This is a genomic window from Rothia koreensis, assembly GCF_004136575.1.
GTDB lineage: Bacteria > Actinomycetota > Actinomycetes > Actinomycetales > Micrococcaceae > Rothia > Rothia koreensis.
The window spans coordinates 1-17899 of the sequence record NZ_NOIQ01000024.1 but is presented as its reverse complement, the minus strand read 5'-3'; the positions used below and the strand labels follow the sequence as shown (position 1 = coordinate 17899).

The 17899-nt window shown below is 66.6% G+C and carries 14 protein-coding genes; 7 read left to right on the top strand and 7 right to left on the bottom strand.

What is annotated here, in order from left to right:
- Positions 1–15 precede the first annotated feature (15 nt).
- Positions 16–882, bottom strand: a complete 867-nt coding sequence (locus EWU68_RS11815; RefSeq protein ID WP_162421494.1) for a glycerophosphodiester phosphodiesterase family protein — start codon at positions 880–882, stop codon at positions 16–18.
- Positions 883–965: 83 nt separating this feature from the next.
- Between EWU68_RS11815 and EWU68_RS11810 the strand changes: the two genes are divergently transcribed.
- The 3 genes from EWU68_RS11810 to EWU68_RS11800 all read left to right on the top strand — a co-directional run bounded on the left by EWU68_RS11810 (position 966) and on the right by EWU68_RS11800 (position 4361).
- Positions 966–1721 carry a fructosamine kinase family protein gene (locus EWU68_RS11810; protein ID WP_129316333.1) on the top strand — a complete coding sequence of 252 codons (756 nt, stop codon included), beginning with the start codon at positions 966–968 and terminating at the stop codon, positions 1719–1721.
- Between the two features lie 288 nt (positions 1722–2009).
- A complete protein-coding gene (gene speB / locus EWU68_RS11805) occupies positions 2010–3026 on the top strand; it encodes an agmatinase (protein ID WP_238692449.1) in 1017 nt (338 codons plus the stop codon).
- A gap of 63 nt (positions 3027–3089) precedes the next feature.
- A complete protein-coding gene (locus tag EWU68_RS11800; protein ID WP_238692447.1) occupies positions 3090–4361 on the top strand; it encodes an aminotransferase-like domain-containing protein in 1272 nt (423 codons plus the stop codon).
- Between the two features lie 27 nt (positions 4362–4388).
- Here EWU68_RS11800 and EWU68_RS11795 read toward each other — a convergent pair whose 3' ends face one another.
- The 3 genes from EWU68_RS11795 to EWU68_RS11785 form a co-directional block, all read right to left on the bottom strand.
- Positions 4389–5333 (bottom strand): sulfurtransferase, encoded by a 945-nt coding sequence (locus EWU68_RS11795; protein WP_165162144.1) that lies wholly within the window; start codon positions 5331–5333, stop codon positions 4389–4391.
- A gap of 91 nt (positions 5334–5424) precedes the next feature.
- Positions 5425–6057 (bottom strand): transglycosylase SLT domain-containing protein, encoded by a 633-nt coding sequence (locus EWU68_RS11790; RefSeq protein ID WP_129316332.1) that lies wholly within the window; start codon positions 6055–6057, stop codon positions 5425–5427.
- A gap of 69 nt (positions 6058–6126) precedes the next feature.
- A complete protein-coding gene (locus EWU68_RS11785) occupies positions 6127–7722 on the bottom strand; it encodes a succinic semialdehyde dehydrogenase (protein ID WP_129316331.1) in 1596 nt (531 codons plus the stop codon).
- Positions 7723–7788: 66 nt separating this feature from the next.
- Here EWU68_RS11785 and EWU68_RS11780 point away from each other — a divergent pair, with 66 nt between their 5' ends.
- From EWU68_RS11780 to EWU68_RS11765, 4 genes are all read left to right on the top strand, one after another.
- On the top strand, positions 7789–9000 hold the full coding sequence (locus EWU68_RS11780) for an alanine racemase (protein ID WP_129316330.1): 1212 nt from the start codon (positions 7789–7791) through the stop codon (positions 8998–9000).
- A complete protein-coding gene (locus EWU68_RS11775) occupies positions 9000–10328 on the top strand; it encodes a D-arabinono-1,4-lactone oxidase (RefSeq protein ID WP_238692446.1) in 1329 nt (442 codons plus the stop codon). Before EWU68_RS11780 ends, EWU68_RS11775 begins: the two co-directional genes overlap by 1 nt.
- 717 nt (positions 10329–11045) lie before the next feature.
- A complete protein-coding gene (locus EWU68_RS11770) occupies positions 11046–11591 on the top strand; it encodes a tetraspanin family protein (RefSeq protein ID WP_129316329.1) in 546 nt (181 codons plus the stop codon).
- A gap of 59 nt (positions 11592–11650) precedes the next feature.
- The gene (locus EWU68_RS11765; protein ID WP_129316328.1) at positions 11651–12940 is read left to right on the top strand and encodes a glycosyltransferase 87 family protein; all 1290 of its coding nucleotides are present in this window, start codon (positions 11651–11653) and stop codon (positions 12938–12940) included.
- 437 nt (positions 12941–13377) lie between these two features.
- On the opposite strand, the gene EWU68_RS11760 is transcribed toward EWU68_RS11765, so the two are convergent.
- Genes EWU68_RS11760 through EWU68_RS11750 form a run of 3 tightly spaced genes read right to left on the bottom strand, consistent with a single transcriptional unit; the run spans position 13378 to position 17269 of the window.
- A complete protein-coding gene (locus EWU68_RS11760) occupies positions 13378–14133 on the bottom strand; it encodes a LamB/YcsF family protein (RefSeq protein ID WP_129316327.1) in 756 nt (251 codons plus the stop codon).
- Positions 14130–15362: a ribokinase gene (locus tag EWU68_RS13360; RefSeq protein ID WP_162421496.1), complete on the bottom strand. Its 1233-nt coding sequence runs from the start codon at positions 15360–15362 to the stop codon at positions 14130–14132. The genes EWU68_RS11760 and EWU68_RS13360 overlap by 4 nt, the downstream gene beginning before the upstream one ends.
- On the bottom strand, positions 15326–17269 hold the full coding sequence (locus EWU68_RS11750; RefSeq protein ID WP_129316347.1) for a M13 family metallopeptidase: 1944 nt from the start codon (positions 17267–17269) through the stop codon (positions 15326–15328). The genes EWU68_RS13360 and EWU68_RS11750 overlap by 37 nt, the downstream gene beginning before the upstream one ends.
- Positions 17270–17899: the final 630 nt, after the last annotated feature.

Genomic DNA, 17899 nt, shown 5'->3' with positions numbered 1-17899 from the left:
GGTGAAAATTTTATTCTAATTGGAAAGTTTTGCCGTCAGGCTTGAATTTCCGGGGTCGTCGTCCGTAGTTGCTCCGCCGGAGGTGCGCCGCAACGGCGTCGAACCATCCGACCGCAACGACGACGGCGCATCCTGGGGAGTCATGCCCTTGGGGCCGTCCGTGCATATCCCGCCCACGCCCCAGCGGGCGAGCCTGGCAGCGCGGCGCGGATTGTTGACCGTCCACGTGTTGACGCCGAATCCTTCCGCTCTGATCAATCTCACGATTTTTCGGGTGAGTTCACGGTGGTGCGGGTGGATGAATTCGGCGCCGGTCGCCCATGCCGCATTGCGCCATACACTGTGGCGTTTCAAGGGTGCGAATCGGCTCCGTTCGAACAAGCATCCCAATCGCAGTTGGGGTGCGGCCAGGTGCAGTGCCGCGAGAAGCCGATGATTGAAGGAGGAAATGATCACCCGATTTCTCAGTGATTCCGGGTCGAGGCGTTTCAGCCCGCGGATGAGGGTGTCGATGTAATCGTCGATTCGCTCCGGTGTGGGGTCGGAGAGTTTGAGTTCGACATTCGCGCTCAGCCCGGTCCGGTTCATCAGGTCGACGAGGTTGGCGAGCGTGGGAACCCGGCTGTTCGCGTAGCGCGCGGAGAACCAGCGACCGACGTCGATCCCTGGAAGATCTTCGGATGTGGACGTGCTCACGCGGGCCGACGTTCGACCGGTCCGGCGGAACGAGGCATCGTGCACCAGGACGACGGTGCCGTCTTTGAGCATGTCCGCGTCCGTCTCGATCCACGTGAATCCCGCATCCACGGCCGACTCGAAGGCGGCCATGGTGTTTTCGGGTGCTTTCGAGGAGTGGCCGCGATGGGCGATCAAGAAGCTCACGACTTCATCCTGACAGAGATGTGTGGCGCGCCGGTAAACATTGGTCCTCTTTCGGGTGAGCTCACGGTGGGACATCATGAAGTATGGAGTTTTTCACGAAGCGCACGACGGGTCGGCCTGCTGACTGGGAGAAAGCCGGATTGGACTGGCTCGCCGACGCCGAGGAGAACGGCGGGGTCAGGATCTGCCGGGTGCTCGGCGTCGAGGAGGACGGTCTTCGGCTCGAGATGGTCCGTGAGTCCTCGCCGTCGAAAGCATCCGCCCGGGCCTTCGGGCAAGGGTTGGCCATGATGCACGACGCCGGGGCTCCCGCCTGGGGTGCAGGCCCTCCCGGGTGGGAGGGAGATGGGTACCAGGGGCCCGCGACTCAGCAGCTCCCGCTTCCACTCGGAGAGTTCAACGGGTGGGGAGAAATGTTCGCGAGATTGCGGATCGAACCGCTGGTTCGGGAGACCGCAGGGTTCTCCGGTGAGGACCGGAAGCTCTTCGGCCGTCTGTGCGAGAGGCTCGCGGGCGGCGTATTTGACGACGACGACTCGCCGTGCCGCCTGCACGGCGACCTGTGGGCCGGAAATGTCCTGTGGTCGGGAGACGAAGCCGTCCTGATCGACCCCACCCCCTACGGCGGGCATCGGGAGGATGACCTGGCTGCGCTGGACATGTTCGGTGCTCCGCATCTGGGCGAGATCATCAAGGGGTACGACGAGACCCGACCGCTCGAGGCGGGATGGCAGGAGCGCGTGGATCTGCACCAGCTTCACCTGATCCTGTTGCACGCCGCGCTGTTCGGTGGAGGATACGGGCGCCGCGCCGTCGAGGCCGCGCGTCGCTACGTCTAGCCCCGAGTCACTTCCCCGCGAGGTGGCAACTTATCCCGCGAGGTGGCAACTTATCCCGCGAGGTGGCAGTGGCGTGCGGAAAATGGGGCGAAAACCGCACGAGATTGCCACCTCGCGGCGCCCACTGCCACCTCGCGGCGCCCATTGCCACTTCGCGGATGGGCCGTGCGTCGATACAACTTTTGTTGCACAATGGGAAACAAGCCAGACTGTCCCTCCGGAAGGATGCACGTGACCAGCGAAAACAAGCCCCAGGCCAAGCCGAGTTTCTCGGCCGATCCCGAACGCATCGTCGAGACCGACGCGAACGGTCGTTCGTTCGTGGGTCCCGTCAACGCCGCCCAGGTTCCGCGCTGGGCCGGCAACGGAACCTTCGCCCGCCTGCCGCGTCTGGACGAAGTGGGGGAGGCCGACGTCGTCGTCGCGGGCATGCCCTGGGACACGGGAGTCTCCTACCGGCCCGGGGCCCGCTTCGGCCCCAATCACGTGCGCGAATCATCGCGTCTGCTGCGTCCGTTCAATCCCGCACAGAACGTGTCGCCCTTCAAGAACACGCAGGTGGCCGACGCGGGTGACATCATCGGCAACCCCTTCGACATCGAGGACGCGCTCGGCGCCATGGAGGCCGGAGCGTTCGAGCTGACTCAGGACGGAACCAGGCTCATCACGATCGGTGGGGACCACACCGTTGCCCTGCCGAATCTGAGGAACATGCAACGGCAGCACGGGCCGGTCGCCCTGCTGCACTTCGATGCCCACCTGGATACGTGGGACACCTATTTCGGGGCCGAGTACACGCATGGCACGCCGTTCCGCCGGGCATTCGAGGAGAACCTGATCGACACGGATGCGTTGTGTCATGTCGGCACGCGTGGTCCGCTCTACGGCACGCAGGATCTGGACGACGACGCCCGGTTCGGATTCGGCATCGTGTCCTCCGCGGACATCTACCGCCTCGGCGTGGACAAGGTCGTCGACCTCCTGCGCCAGCGGGTCGGCGACCGTCCCCTGTACATTTCCCTCGACATCGACGTCCTGGACCCGGCCCATGCGCCCGGGACCGGTACCCCTGAGGCCGGCGGTGCGACGAGCCGGGAGATCCTCGAGATCATCCGCGGGCTGCGGGGGCTCGACGTCGTCGGCGGCGAGGTCGTCGAGGTCGCACCCGCCTACGACCATGCGGAGCTCACGGGAATCGCGGCGGCACACATCGTCTACGAATTCATCAGCCTCATGGCCCTGGGCAAGAACGCTCCGGCCGATGGCCCCGCGTACGGCGAGGCCAAGAACACGTACGGCAAGTAGGCCGATCGCGGGCGCACCGTCCGCGCACTCAGGCCGCCCCCACTCGAGTCGAAGGAGATCTAAGTGGTCAGCATTCAGGAACTCATGTCCGGAGCAACCGGCGCGGATGCGCGCCTGATGCAAGGATTCGCGACCAGGGCGTCGGGCTTCCGGCCATCGCCCGTGCGCGACGTCTTCGAGGTCTCCATGCGGCCCGGCATCATCTCCTTGGCCGGCGGCAATCCCGACCTGGAGCTCCTGCCGCTGGACCGGTTGGGTCAGATGGCGTCGGAGATCATTGCCAAGGAAGGCCTTGAGGTTCTGCAGTACGGTTCCGGCGCAGGGTTGGAGGAGCTGGCCGAACTCGTGTGCGGGTTCATGGAATCGGAGGGGTCCCGTCCGAAACTGGACGAGATCCAGATGACCGCCGGCTCCCAGATGGGCCTGGACCTGGTGACCAAGCTGTTCACCGACCCGGGCGACGTCGTCCTCGCCGAAGGCCCCACGTACACGGGCGCCCTCGGCGTGTTCGAGGGTTACGAGGTCGAGGTGCAGCAGGTCGAGATGGACGAGCAGGGCCTCGTGCCGGACCAGGTGGAGGAGAGAATCAAGCAGCTTGCCGCCGAGGGCAAGAAGGTCAAGTTCCTCTACACGATCCCGAACTTCCAGAACCCGACCGGCGTGACCCTCGCCGACGATCGACGCGCCGAGCTCGTGCGGGTCTGCCGGGAGAATGACGTCCTGGTCGTCGAGGACAACCCCTACGGCCAGCTGGGTTTCGACGGCGAACGTCACCGTTCGTTGCACTCCTACGATCCCGACGCCGTGATCTACCTCGGCAGCTTCTCGAAAGTCTTCTCGCCGGGTGTTCGCGTGGGGTGGATGGTCGCGCCGCCGCGCGTCAGGAAGTTCCTCCAGATCGCGGGCGAGGCCGTGACGATCTGCCCGTCAGTGCTCTCCCAGCGGCTGGTGCTCGGGTTCATGAGCGAAGGCATGTGGGAGCCCCACACGCGCAAGACCTCGACCCTCTACCAGGAGCGGTGCGAGGCCGTGCTGAACGCCTGTGAGCAGCACATGCCCGAAGGCACGCAGTGGACCGTGCCCGAGGGTGGGTTCTTCACGTGGCTGACCCTGCCGGAAGGCGGCGCGGCCGACGCGGAAAAGGCTCTGCCTCGCGCGATCGATGCCGGCGTGGTCTTCGTCCCCGGCACGGCGTTCTACGACGACGCCGCGGCTCACCGTGCCGGCAACCCTCCCGCCGTCCCTTCGGGCGCACGCAACGTGCGTCTCGCTTTCTCCTCGGTCTCGCCCGAAAAGCTCTCCGAGGGCGTCGAGAGGCTCGCAAAGGTTCTGTAGCTCGGCCCGGCCTGCGCGGTCGTGCCGCTACACGTTGTCCGGCTCCGACTCGCCGGTCGCGGACTCGCCGGCCGCGGACCGTGTGGTCGCGGACTCGGCGGCAGGGGCTGGATGCAGGGCCGAATACTGGGACCACGAGCCAGCGTACAGACGCCCGTGGAGCCCCGCGGCTTCCATGGCCACCAGGTTGTGGCATGCGGTGACGCCGGACCCGCAGTACACGATGGGTGAGGCGGTCCCGGCGTCGTCGGTGGATTGCGGGACCCCTGCGTCCTCGAAGCGTTTCCGCAGTTCCGGCGCCGAAAGGAACCGACCGTCATCGCCAATGTTCTTGGCATGGAATACATTCTGGGCGCCGGGAATGTGGCCGGCCCAGGCGTCCATGGGTTCGGTCTCGCCCCGATAGCGTTCGGGGGCTCTCGAATCGATGAGCGGCCGACCATTCGTGCCCGCCGTTTCGGCGTCCTCCATCGAAGCGGTCCACTCCGGATTCACGGGGGTTCGGGCGAAACTCCCCGGGTCGGCCGAGGCCACGTCTCCCGACCCCTCGACCAGCGACTCCTGGCCGAAAGCCTCGACCCAGGCCTGGATTCCGCCGTCGAGGACCATCGCCGTATGGCCCGTGGCGCGGAGCAGCCACACGAGGCGCGAGGCGGAGGCCCCAGAGGCATCGTCGTACGCGATGACGACGCTCTGGTCATCGATGCCGGCCGATTCCATCCCGGCCGCGAAGGTTTCCGCATCGGGGAGCGGGTGACGCCCGGTTTCTGCGGTGCCGGGTGCGGCGAGCACCGTGTCGAGGTCGACGAACGCCGCTCCCGGAACATGCCCCGAGCGGTATTCATCCAGTCCGGGGTGCCCGTTCAAGTACCAGCGGACGTCGGCGACCCGGATGGGGACATCCGGCCTCTCGATCAGCTCGGCGGCCTGGTCGACGGCGATGATCCACGGAAATTCTGAAGTTGGTGCCATGGCACCAATCTAGTCCGACATCTCCGGTTCGACGTCGTCGGGCGTGCCGAGGCGGCAATGCCGTGCGAGAACGACCGGTTGTCCGGGCCGACTAGCAGGAGCTCTGGGCGTACTTGTCGTCGGAGAGCTTCATGATCTTGTCCACGTACAGCTTGGTTTCCTGGATGTCGGGAACGCCTTTCGCCTTCTTCATGGCGTTGGGTCCGGCGTTGTACCCGGCCAGGGCGTACCGATTGACCTGGTCCTCATTGTCGGCGTAGTCGCGGGCCTGGTCACGAAGGAATTTCATGTACCGCCCCTGAGCGGCGATCGCGTCCTTCTCGTTCATGGGGTCGCCCTCGCCCCAGGTTTCCCAGGTGTCATCCGTGAATTGGGCGATCCCCTTGGCGCCCGCTTTGGAGTGGGCATCCGGATTCCACGCGGATTCGGCCTCGATCTGGGCGGCCAGGACATTGGCCGGAAGACCCGACTCGTCGGAGGCCTTGTCGACCTCGCCGGAGAGGTGATCGGGGATGGCGGACGAACCGTGGTTGGGGACCGTCGGGGTATCGATCAGCGCGCACTCGGTCTTGCCGTAGTCGCTCAGGAACAGACCCACGGCCCCGGCAAGGAGCAGGGTCAACGCCGTCACGACCTGCCAATCGCGCGCGAGGAATCCCGCAACGCCCTTGCCGTGCTCGGTGCGTGCGGTTCTTCCGCGGGAGTTCCTGTGCGAATGAGTCATCGGGTCAAGCCTACAGAGTGGATTGCTCCAGGTCGGCCCCTAGTTGTCCCAGATCACTCCCGCAACGGACTATTTCATGCCCAGCGTCTTCATCGCACCGAGCGCCGAGGTCATGACCCTCTGGAATCTCGTCGGGTCCAGGGGTCCCGAAGGTGCGATGGGGACCAGGGCCTGGCGTGCGATGGTCCGAGATCTGGTGAATTCCAGGATCCCTTCCGGGCCGTGCCGGTGACCGAGGCCGGACGCCTTCCACCCGCCCGACGGCGCCGCGACGGACCCCCACGCGGCCGCGAAGGCTTCGTTGACGTTGACCATCCCCGAGTGCAGGCGGGAAGCGACCTCCAGGCCGTGACTCCTGGATCCCGAATACACGCTCGCATTGAGCCCGTAGGCGCCCCCGTTCGCGCGGGCGATCGCCTCGTCGTCGGACTCGACGCGCCAAACGGTCACGACCGGCCCGAAAGTCTCCTCGGTCGCGATCGGGGCCTCGTGAGGAACGTCGGTCAGGACCGTCGGTTCGAAGAAGCACGGCCCCAGGTCGGGCCGGGTCGAGCCGCCGGCGAGCACGCGTGCCCCGGACCGGACCGCATTCGCCACGGCGCCCCGGACCCGCTCGAGATGCGCCTCCGAGATCAGGCTGCCGACGTCGCGGCTGTGGTCGAACGAGAATCCCACCCGCAGCGCTGCGGTCGCCTCCGCGAAGCGCGCGCAGAACTTCTCGTACAGGTCCCCGACCACGTAGATCCGTTCGATGGACAGGCACAATTGCCCGGTCGAGGAAAAGGCGCCACGAACGGCCCCGTCCACGGCGGCTTCCAGTGAGGCGTCGGAGCAGACGATCATGGGGTTCTTGCCGCCCAGTTCGAGGGTGGTCGGCGTCAGCATGTGCCCGGTCTGTGTTGCTATGCCGCGACCGGCGGCCGTGGACCCCGTGAAGGACACGGCGTCGGCGGACTCGAGGAGGGCGTTGCCGACGTCGTCGACCGCTCCCGGAACGAGTTGCCACACGTCAGAAGGCAACCCGGCGGCGACCGCGAGGCGACGCATCAGGACTGCCGAGAGGACCGTTGCGGAGTCGGGCTTGTGCACGACGGCGTTGCCGGCGGCGAGTGCGGAGAGGAGATCGGTTCCGCCCAGGGACACCGGGTAGTTCCACGGCGTGATGAAGCCGACCGTGCCAACCGGTGCGTGGTGGACGATCGTGCTCGTCAGGCCGGGGATGGCGCCTCGGCGTCTTTCCTCGCGCAGGACTCGGGGAGCCGCCCGGCCGACAAAACGGCACACGTTGTACGCGTCCATGATCTCGTCGTAGGCGTGGATGCGGGATTTGCCCGTCTCGGCCTGGATGGTGTCCAACAGGAGTGCCTCATGCCGCCGGATCTCGCCGTGCAGCCGGAGCAGCACGGCCGCGCGGTCCGTCGCGGGACGGTCCGACCAGGCCACTCGGGCTGCGCGGCTTCTCTCCGCGGCGCGACGGACGTCCTCCGCGGTCGCCCCGGGCACCGAGGCGATCGTTCGCCCGAGCGCGGGTGCCGCGACATGGATCGGGGATCCCGTGCCCACGACGTCGTCCTCCAGGTTCCCGGCCAGGAACTCGGCCAGCCGGCGCGGGACATCTGTGACTGCCGCGGATCCGGTGAGCGTGTCGTCACGTGATGTACTCATGAGTCCATGATGGCAGAGACTGACGTAGGGTGTGATGCAACGCACCACGTCAGCGAAGGGTTATCCATGGTCTCTCTCTCCGTCCGCCAAGCTCTCCGGGAAATGGACGGTCCGATCGGGGTCATCGACAGGGATGCGTTGGATGCGAATATCGATGCGCTGAGGGAGAGGGCGGGCGGGCTGCCCATTCGTGTGGCTTCCAAATCCCTGCGGATCCCGGGAGTCATGTCCTACGTCCTGGCCAGGCCGGGGTTTCGCGGCATCATGGCTTTCTCCTTGGAAGAGGCCCTGGCCCTCGTGGAGAAGGGGTGCGAGGACGTCCTCGTCGCCTACCCGACGACCAACCGTCCCGGGCTCCGAAGGCTCGCGGCAAACCGGCGGGCGAGGGAGAGAATCACGCTCACGGTCGATTCCACGGAGCATCTCGACTACGTCGAAAAATATGTACGCGAAGGGGAATCCGACGGGCCGGCGTCGGCATTGCCGCCCGTGAGGCTCTGTCTTGAGGTGGACGCATCGTTGCGGATCTGGGAGAAGGTCCTGGCGGACCGGGTCCACTTGGGGGCGCGACGCTCGCCGGTGCGAACACCGGAGCAGGCGCTCGACGTCGTCCGCCAGATCTCTCGCCGACCCCACCTCGCCCTGGTGGGGATCCTTTCCTACGAAGGGCAGATCGCGGGCCAGGCGAATGCGGGAAAGGGGCTCAAAGCCATGGTGACCCGCCGCGTGCAGGACATCTCGGTCGACGAGCTCAAGGACCGCAGGACCCGGGTGATCGCCGCCGTCCGGGAGGAGCAGGACCTCGAATTCGTCAACGGCGGCGGCACAGGGTCCCTCGAGACGAGCACGAGCGAGGGCACACTCACCGAGTTGGGCGCCGGATCGGGCCTGCTGTCCCCGGGGCTCTTCGACGGCTACCAGCAGTTCCACCACCGGCCCGCCGCATTCATCGCAACCCCCGTGGTGCGTCGCCCGGCGCCGGGCTGGGTCACGGTCTTCGAGGGCGGCTGGATCGCTTCCGGGCCGCCGGGGGCGGACCGGGTCCCGACCATCGCCTGGCCAGAAGGCCTCAAATACTCTCCGACCGAGGGGCCGGGCGAGGTCCAGACCCCGTTGCACGGCCCCGGCGCCGACACGTTGGGGCTCGGGGATCTGGTGTACTTCCGCCACGCCAAGGCCGGTGAACTCGCGGAGCACCTGACCGAGTACCAGGTCGTGTCCGGCGGCCGGATTCTCGAGACATGGAAGACCTACCGAGGCGAAGGATGGGCGTTCTGATGCACACTGTCAGCAACTGGTCGGGAATCGAATCGGCCCGACCCCAGCACATGTGGAAGCCGCGTTCTGAGGCGCAGGCGGCCGACGTCGTGCGGCAGGCCTCGGCGCGAGGCGAACGCGTCAGGGTCATGGGGGCCGGCCATTCCTTCACCCCCGTCGCCTTGGGGGAGGACCACCTGGTGAGCCTGGACGAGATGAGCGGTCTGGTCGGCGTGGACGTGGGACGACGTCGCGCCCGGTTCCGCGCCGGGACGCGCCTCCGCGACATCCCGGCTCTCCTGGCGTCGTATGGCCTCGCCCTGACGAATCAGGGCGACGTCAACCCGCAGTCGATCGCCGGGGCGATCTCGACGGGAACCCACGGAACCGGGCTCGGGTTCACCGGATTCGGCGGGACCGTGACGGGGCTGAAACTGTTGACGGCCGACGGGTCGGTGCTGAACCTCTCCGAGACCGAGCATCCCGAGATCTTCTCCCTGGCCCGAATCTCGGTCGGCGTGCTCGGGCTGCTCCTGGAGGTCGAGTTGCAGTGCGTGGAGGCCTTCGACCTGGTCGCCCAGGAGACCGGGGAGAACCTCGACGACCTGTTGGACGGTCTGGAACAACGGGCCCGTGCCCACGACCACCTTGAGTTCTTCTGGTACCCCCACACCGATCGGGCGGTCGCGAAGACGAATACGCGGGTTCGCAGGGGAGAGCACGCCCCTGCTGGTCTCGCCGACGTGCGGCCGAGGAAGAAGTGGGCGCAGGTCCTGAGCGAGGAAGTCGTGGACAACGGCGGACTGCGGGCGATGTGCGAAGTCGGGTCCCTGGTCCCCGCAGCCATTCCGACCCTCTGCCGCGTCGCGGCCTGGGCGACGTCCAACCGCGCCTACAGGGCGGCCGCCCACGAGGTTTTCGTATCGCCGAGACGAGTGCGGTTCAACGAGACCGAATGGGCCGTTCCGCTGGAGGAAGGTCCCGCCGCGGTCCGCGAGGTCCGTGACCTCATCGAGTGCAAGAACCTGAAGATTTCCTTTCCCATCGAAGGCCGCGTGGCAGCCGCGGACGACGTCTCCCTGTCCACCGCGTACGGCCGAGAGACGATGTACATCGCGGCACACCAGTTCTTCCGTGAGGACCCGACCGAGTACCTCACCGGCGTCGAACGGGTCATGCGCGCTCACGGGGGCCGCCCTCACTGGGGCAAACGGCACACACTGGGGTACGAGGAACTCGCGGGGCTGTATCCGAGGTTCGAGGACTTCCGCGCGCTCCGGTCGCTCCTGGACCCCGACGCCGTGTTCGGCAACTCCCACACGGACCGGCTGTTCGGCGTCGACCGGTAGGGCGCCCGGGCTCGGGGCCGGTTGGGGCGGGCGGCTTTGCTGGGATGGGCTTGGGTGCGGCTTGCTGGGTGAGTGGCTGGGCTGGGGGTCTGAGGCGGCTGGCTGGGTGAGTTGGGTGGCTGCGGGTCTAAAGCGGCTGGTTGGCCGAGTTGGGTGGCCGAGTTGGGTGGCGGTTGCCCGATTCGGTGGCATTTTCCGTCGTTAGGTGGGGGCTGAACCGCCACCTAACGACGGAAAACTCCTCTCCATCCGGTAACCCCCTCCCGACGGCACCGCGGTTGTTTGCGATGCCGCACCGGAGTCGCCTCGAGGTGGCAATTTCGTGCGTCCGGAGGCGTGCCCCGACCTCGAGGTGGCAATTTTGTGCACCGACAGACCCATCCCTGCCTCGAGGTGGCAATCCCGTGCGGGTCCGGGCGCGAGGTGGCAACCTTGTGCGGTTTTGGGGGTCAAATCTGCACTACATTGCCACCTCGGCGCCGCGGTCGCTCAGGATTGCCACCTCGGCGCTAGGACCGCACAGGACTGCCATCTCGCCGCCGCTGACTCGCCGCCGCCGCTCAAGACTGCCACCTCGGCGCTGCGGCCGCTCAGGATTGCCACCTCGGCGTTGGGGACGCACAGGACTGCCACCTCGACGTCGCCGCCTCGACGCCGTCGAGCCCCCGACCAGGCGATATTTCGGCACAGTTCCTCGCGGTCGGTAGACTTGCGGGCATGAAATCTCTGCCTGCCTCCCTTGCGCTGGCCGCGGCCGCGGTGATCCAAGCGATGGGTCTGTATACGTGGAATCCGGATCCGATGGCCGTCTCTGGGCAGGTGTTCTTCCCCATCCTGTTCGGCCTGATGTCGATCTACCTGGCGTGGCGGACCAAGGATTCCGACCGCTTCTACGTCGCGCACATGATCATTATGGTCGTGGGCATTCTGGCTCTGGTCGCGACGCTGATCGGCGTCGTCGGAAGCGTCCTGGAGCTCTATCCCTCCTACATCGTGTACTTTGTGTGCCTGCTCGTGATCGTCATCGAGACGGCGTTGCGCATCGCGGCTTCACCGAAAAAGGAGAAGGCACGCCGCGATGGGGACGACGACGCCGGCACCTCAGCCCCCAAGCCCAAGCGCCGTCGAAAGGTCGCGGGTGCAGGGCCGACCAATCTGGTGGCGAAGTCGAAGACTCAGGCGAACGAGCAGCCAGCGAACGAGACGTCGTACACGGCCTCCGACCGGGTCTCCGATCACGGTTCGGATGACTCGCGCGGCTGACCCTCGGGCCGGTCGTCCACGCAACCGCGACCACGGGACTGCCTGGGTAAACTGAAGCAATGACTTCCTCTTCCGCTGAACTTCGCGCGCCGTCCAGGCCCTGGCAAATCGGTGCGTGGATTGCCGTCGTCGTCGTTCTTGGCGGACAATTCCTCTACGCCATGACCCAGGGCGGCCTGGACTTCACGGTGTATCGGGCCGGTGCCGCCACGATCTTCGGCAATGACGGCATCACCAAGGACCTCTACGACCTGCACCTGATCCCGCTGACGGAGACGTCCTTCCTGCCGTTCACGTATCCGCCGTTCGCGGCGTTGCTGTTCCTGCCCTTCGCGTTCCTCCCGGTCAAGGTGGGGACTGCGATCATGGTGATCTTCTCGATCGCCGTGGCCTGGTGGTTCGCGGCGATCATCTACGACTACGTGAATCACCGGGGATACAAGATCCCCCTGCAGGACAAGCTCGGACGCACCACAACCATCGCGTTGCTCGCGGCCCTCATCTGCCTCTCGGGTCCGTGGCGCCGCGGTCTGGGACTCGTGCAGATCAACCCGCTGATCATGCTCCTCATCCTCGCCGATCTGCTCCGCCCCGCGACCAAGATTCCTCGGGGTCTGCTGATCGGCATTGCGGCGGGTATCAAGCTCACGCCCCTGGCCTTCGGCCTGGTCCTCCTGATGCGCAAGGACATCAAGGGGCTCGTGACCCTGGCGGCGTCGTTCGCGGGGACCATTCTGGTTGGCGTGCTCCTGTTGCCGCACCAGGCGGCCGAGTTCTGGTTCGACGCGATCTCCGATCCGTCGCGCGTCGGCAACATCAACTACCTCGACAACATCTCGATTCAGGGTTGGCTCATGCACATCGGGCTGGCTGGCCCGGTGCTGAAGATCGTGATGTACGTGTTGATCCTGGCGCTGATCGTGGGGGTTGCGGCGGTCATTCCCTCGCTGGACAAACGCGGAATGAAGCTGTCGATCGTCTCGCTGAACGCATTCGTGATGCTTTCGATCTCGCCGATCTCCTGGTCGCACCACAACACATGGTTCCCGCTGATCATCGCGGCGATCTGTGTGGACGCCGTCCCGTGGCTCTTCTGGCGCAAGGGACCGGAGCGCACCATCGCGCTGGTCCTGGCTTGGGTCGCGGCGATCGGGCTCTACATCTCGCCCATGTGGATCGGCATCGCGTTGTACGGCTCATCGCAGTACCTCGACTACATCTCCACCTTCCCGCTGGTGGTATCCGCGATCCCGATCATCTGTCTGTTCGTGTTCTTCTGGATGTGGATCATCGAGGCGTGGAGGAACCGCAACGTCGACGATTCGCGGGTCCGCCCCGAGCTCGTCTGAGTCCCGCCCCTCCCGGGGGGGGGGCGAGGTGGCACTTTTGTGCCGGCCGTTGGTCGAGGTGGCAATTTCGTGCGGATCTGGGCCCGGCTACCGCACGTGACTGCCACTTCGGCGTCTGAGGGGGTCTGAGGTTGCCGGAAAACGGCGCGAGGTGGCAATTCTGTGCGGAAATCTCCGCGAGGTGGCAGTCTGGTGCGGTTTTGGCGGTCTAAATCGCACGCCATTGCCACTTCGCGGTCCACATCGCACGTGACTGCCACCTCGACGCCCGACGCCGCACGAAGCTGCCACTTCGCCGGAGAGACCGCACGAAACTGCCACCTCGCGCCCAGTGCCCAACGTCCGGCGCCCAGCACCCAACGTCCGGCGCCCAGCGCCCAGCGCCCGGCGCCCGGCGCCCCGCAGCCCCCCTCGACGCCTGCGCGGCGTCGTCGCCGTCAGACGAAACTCTGGACCTCGATGCCGGCGTCGTCCAGACCCCGACGGATCGTTCGCGCAATGTCGACGGCTCCGGGGGTGTCCCCGTGGACGCACACGCTCTCGGCCGAGACTCGGACGTCCGAACCGTCGACGGCGGTGACGAGGCCTTCCTCGACCATGCGGACCACGCGGTCGGCGATTTCTCTCGCGTCGTGCAGCACGGCGCCCTTCTCACGTCGGGAGACCAAGGACCCATCGGGGTTGTAGCCACGGTCGGCGAATACCTCGGGGACGGCGCGCAATCCCGCGTCCTGTGCCGCCTTCTGGATCTCCGAGTCCGGGAGAACCAGGATCGGCAGGTCTGTGCTCACCGAAGCGATGCCTTCTGCGACGGCCGCGGCCTGCGCAGCGTCGCGGGCGATGCGGTTGTAGAGAGCCCCGTGCGGCTTCACGTAGGTCACCCGGGTCCCGGATGCCCGCGCGATCGCCTGGAGCGCGCCGATTTGGTAGATGGTCGCGTTCACGAGTTCGTCGTGGGCCATGTCCATGACACGGCGGCCGAAGCCCTGCAGATCGGGATAGGCGACGTGGGCTCCGACGGCGACTCCGGCGTCGGCGGCGGCCCGGCAGGTCACGCGGGCGACGTCGGGATCGCCCGCGTGAAAACCACAGGCCACGTTGAGCGAGGAGACGATCTGGGCCATTGCGGCGTCGTCGCCCATGGTCCACGACCCGAAGGATTCGCCCGAATCGGAATTGAGATCAACGTTCATTGTTCCTCCACTGAGAATGATGAGTAGGACGACGACGCCCCCGCCGCCCCAACGACCTTCGCCGCCTCGCGTGAAGCAATCGCCGCGCACGAGGCCACGATCTCCGCGGGAAGCGGGTCTCCCGAGCGGAAACCGCCGCCGTCGATATCGCCGCCGTCGAAACCGCCGCCGTCGATATCGCCGCCGTCGCTGCCGTCGGCGTCGCTGCCGCGGAGCCTCCGGGCCAGCGCGGCGGAGAAGACTCCCGCATAGGCGTCTCCCGCACCCGTGGTGTCCACGACAGGCTCGACCCGTGCCGCGTCGATCCTCCTGATGATCGCGGGCCCTGGGGTCTCGTCAGCCCGGACCGCCACGACCGACCCAGAATCGCCCAAGGTCACGACGGCGCAGCGCACGATCTCGGTCAACCTCTCGGCCACGGACGCCCCGGCGGACTGCGCCGCTCCGACGGGTTCAGAATCCCCGGCGGACTCAGACACCGCCTCGGCCACGGACGCCCCGGCGGGCTCAGACGCCCCCGCGGCCACGGACGCCCCCGCGGCCACGGGCGCCCCGGATCCCGCCGCGCCCTCGGCGAAGGACGCCCGTCCCTCGGCCGAGGACAGGCCGTGCCTGCGCATGATGGCCTCGGCTTCGGACTGGTTGACCATCAGCACGTCCGCCGCGGCGAGGCACTCCGCAGATACCTCGATGGCAGGCGCCAGATTCAGAACGAACCGGACCCCGGACGCGGCGACGGCCCGACCGAGCTCCTCAAGCGTCCCGACGGGGATCTCTCCCTGCGCGACCACCACGGATGCGCCGTCGAAGTCCCGATCGCGCGCACTTGCGACGACGTCCGGGGTCACCGACCGATTCGCCGCGGGAACGATCGAGATCGAGTTCTCGCCGTCGGCGTCGACCGTGATGTGTGCCGAACCGGAGTCGCCCGAGACGGTGGTCGTGTGCTCCGTGATGACCCCGCGCTCGCGAAGCGTGGACAGCAGGCCACGGCCCGCCTCGTCGGTCCCGACGCATCCGAGGAATGATGTCGGGACCCCGGTCAACGCCGAGGCGACGGCCTGATTCGCGCCCTTTCCGCCGAGTCCGTAGGACACGGAATGACCCACCACGGTTTCACCGGGAGCGGGGAACCGGTCGACGGTCACGGTGACGTCCCGGCTCACCGAACCGACGACGAGAACCTCGGGCGTCACCAGATGCTCACCCGTTTCTCCGGGTCGAGCCACATCGGGTCCTGGGGTCGGACGACGAAGGCCTCGTGGAATTCGTCCACGTTGCGCACGGTCCCGTTGCATCGGAATTCGGCGGGGGAGTGGGGGTCGATCGACAGCAACATCTTGGCCGTTTCGGGCCGCGCCTTGGACCGCCAGATCTGGGCGAAGGAAATGATGAGGCGCTGGACAGCGGTGATGCCGTCCAGGTCGGGCGCCGTGTCGAGCGTCAGGCCCTGTTTCTCGAGGGCTTTGCGGTAGGCCTTGATCGCGATGGTCAACCCGCCCAGGTCACCGATGTTCTCGCCCAGCGTCAGGTCGCCGTTGACGTGGTCCGTCTCCGGATCCAGGCCCTCGGGCGTGTACTCGTTGAACTGGGCGACCAGCGCGCTCGTGCGCCGCTCGAATTCCTCGAGGTCCGTCTCGGTCCACCAGTCGTTGAGGTTGCCGTCGCCGTCGTACTTCGCGCCCTGGTCGTCGAATCCGTGACCGATCTCGTGGCCGATCACCGCGCCGATGCCGCCGTAGTTCGCGGCGTCGTCGGCGTCCATCGAGAAGAAAGGCGGCTGCAGGATCGCGGCGGGGAACACGATCTCGTTCATCACCGGGTTGAAGTAGGCGTTCACCGTCTGCGGTGTCATGTGCCATTCGTGGCGGTTGATCGGCTGGCCCAGTTTCCCGAGTTCGTAGTCGTGCTCGAACCGGTTCCCGGCCCGCACGTTGTCCATGAGGTTCTCGCCGATCTGCAGCCCGGAGTAGTCGCGCCACTCGTCCGGGTAGCCGATCTTGGTGGTGAACTTGGACAGCTTCTCCAAGGCGCGCTCACGGGTCTGCGGGGTCATCCACTCGAGGGACGAGATCGAATCCCGGTAGGCCTCGATCAGGTTGCCGACGAGTTCCTGCATCCGCGTCTTGTGCTCCGGCGGGAAATGGCGGGCGACGTATTCCTTGCCGACTTCCTCGCCCAGCAGGGACTCGACCAGCCCGACGCCGCGCTTCCAGCGGTCCCGGATCTGCTCGGTGCCCATGAGCCGCTGGGAGTAGAAACGGAAGTTCTCCTGCACGGCGGCGTCGTGGAGGAATGCTGCCCGCGCGTGGACGATGTGCCACACGGCCCAGAGCTTCCACGACTCCAGGGGCTCGGACTGCCACAGCTTCGCGAAGGCTTCCAGATAGGAGGGCTGGGCGACGACGACGCGCGAGAAGCTCTCCTCGCTGCCACCCAGGTCCTCGATCCAGCGACCCCATGGGAACCCCGGGAATTCGTTGCGGAGCATGTCCGGGTCATAGGGGTTGTACGTCTTGTGCGCATCCCGGCAGGTCACCTTGTCCCAATGGTGGGAGGCGAGCCGAGTCTCGAAATCGAAGACTTGCTGCGCCGCCGACTCCGGGGTCTCGCCGAGTTTCGCGGCGGTGCTGGTGATCTCGAACATGCGGGCGATGTGCTCGCGGTACGCCTCGCGGATCTCGGCGTACTTCTCCTCCCGGTAGTACTCCTCGTCCGGGAGCCCGAGACCGGACTGCACGAGGTAGGGGACGTATTGGGTCGCGTTCTTGGCGTCGTTGTTGACGTAGACGCCCACCGGGCTTCCGACGCCGGTCGCGTCCAGCGTTGCCAGAGCGTCAACCAGTCCGTCCTTGTCCTCGGCCGCATCCAGGACGGCCAGGTCTTCGTCGAGTGGTGTGTTGCCCGCGGTCTCGACGGCGTCCTCGTTCATGAACGAGTTGTACAGGGCGCCGACCTTCGACTCAGGGTCGGCTTCGCCGGCGGAAACGATGATCTCCCGGGTCCGTTCCTCGGAGAGATCCCTGAGGGCGTAGAACGCACCGTCGATGCCGCGGTCCGCGGGGATCTCATGCGTGTCGATCCACTGGCCGTTGGCGTAGCGGAAGAGATTTTCCCGCGGGGCCTCCCGCCCCATGCCGTCGGGATCGAGGCCGGTGTCCCGCCCCTCGGTGTCCTGATCCGGATCCTCGGGCCGCGTCTCGATGTCGTCGGAGTTATTGGGTGAAGAAGGACGAATGCTCATGTCCCATACCTTATGACCTATGGCGGCCCCGCAGGGATGCGGCGCCGAGGTTTCGCTACCGGCCCGAGAGGACGTGGGTCGTGTGCGGCCGGGTGGCGGCCGGTTGGACCGTTGGGCGGCTGGACGGCGGGTGGATCGCTGGACGGACGGGTGGCAGGCGGCGGCCCATGCACCACAGGGCAGCCGTTGGGTGGCAGTTACCCGATTCGGCGGCGGTTTCCGGCGGCTCGACGTCGTTTTCCGGCGGCATTTCGATGTCGTCGTGGTCCCGCCCGACGCCGTTGGGTGGCGGTTACCCGTTTGAGCGGCGTTTTCCGGCCGAATGCCGGCCCTTTCGTGAACATATCGAGGTCCGTTGGGTGCCGCTTACCTGTTTATGAGGCCTTTTCCTTCGTTATGAGGCGGTTCAACCACCACCTAATGACGGCAAACGCCACGTGATCGGGTAACCGCCACCCAAGAGCAAGAGGGGCGTCGCATTCCGCTACCTCCTCCCGCGGGGCCCGCCGCATCCCGCTGCCC

What these genes read in the sequence shown, in the direction of transcription:
- EWU68_RS11810 (WP_129316333.1), top strand. Translation starts at nt 966, where the DNA reads ATGGAGTTTTTCACGAAGCGCACGACGGGTCGGCCTGCTGACTGGGAG.
- EWU68_RS11795 (WP_165162144.1), bottom strand. Translation starts at nt 5,333, where the DNA reads ATGGCACCAACTTCAGAATTTCCGTGGATCATCGCCGTCGACCAGGCC.
- EWU68_RS11790 (WP_129316332.1), bottom strand. Translation starts at nt 6,057, where the DNA reads ATGACTCATTCGCACAGGAACTCCCGCGGAAGAACCGCACGCACCGAG.
- EWU68_RS11785 (WP_129316331.1), bottom strand. Translation starts at nt 7,722, where the DNA reads ATGAGTACATCACGTGACGACACGCTCACCGGATCCGCGGCAGTCACA.
- EWU68_RS11780 (WP_129316330.1), top strand. Translation starts at nt 7,789, where the DNA reads ATGGTCTCTCTCTCCGTCCGCCAAGCTCTCCGGGAAATGGACGGTCCG.
- EWU68_RS11775 (WP_238692446.1), top strand. Translation starts at nt 9,000, where the DNA reads ATGCACACTGTCAGCAACTGGTCGGGAATCGAATCGGCCCGACCCCAG.
- EWU68_RS11770 (WP_129316329.1), top strand. Translation starts at nt 11,046, where the DNA reads ATGAAATCTCTGCCTGCCTCCCTTGCGCTGGCCGCGGCCGCGGTGATC.
- EWU68_RS11765 (WP_129316328.1), top strand. Translation starts at nt 11,651, where the DNA reads ATGACTTCCTCTTCCGCTGAACTTCGCGCGCCGTCCAGGCCCTGGCAA.
- EWU68_RS11760 (WP_129316327.1), bottom strand. Translation starts at nt 14,133, where the DNA reads ATGAACGTTGATCTCAATTCCGATTCGGGCGAATCCTTCGGGTCGTGG.
- EWU68_RS11750 (WP_129316347.1), bottom strand. Translation starts at nt 17,269, where the DNA reads ATGGGGCGGGAGGCCCCGCGGGAAAATCTCTTCCGCTACGCCAACGGC.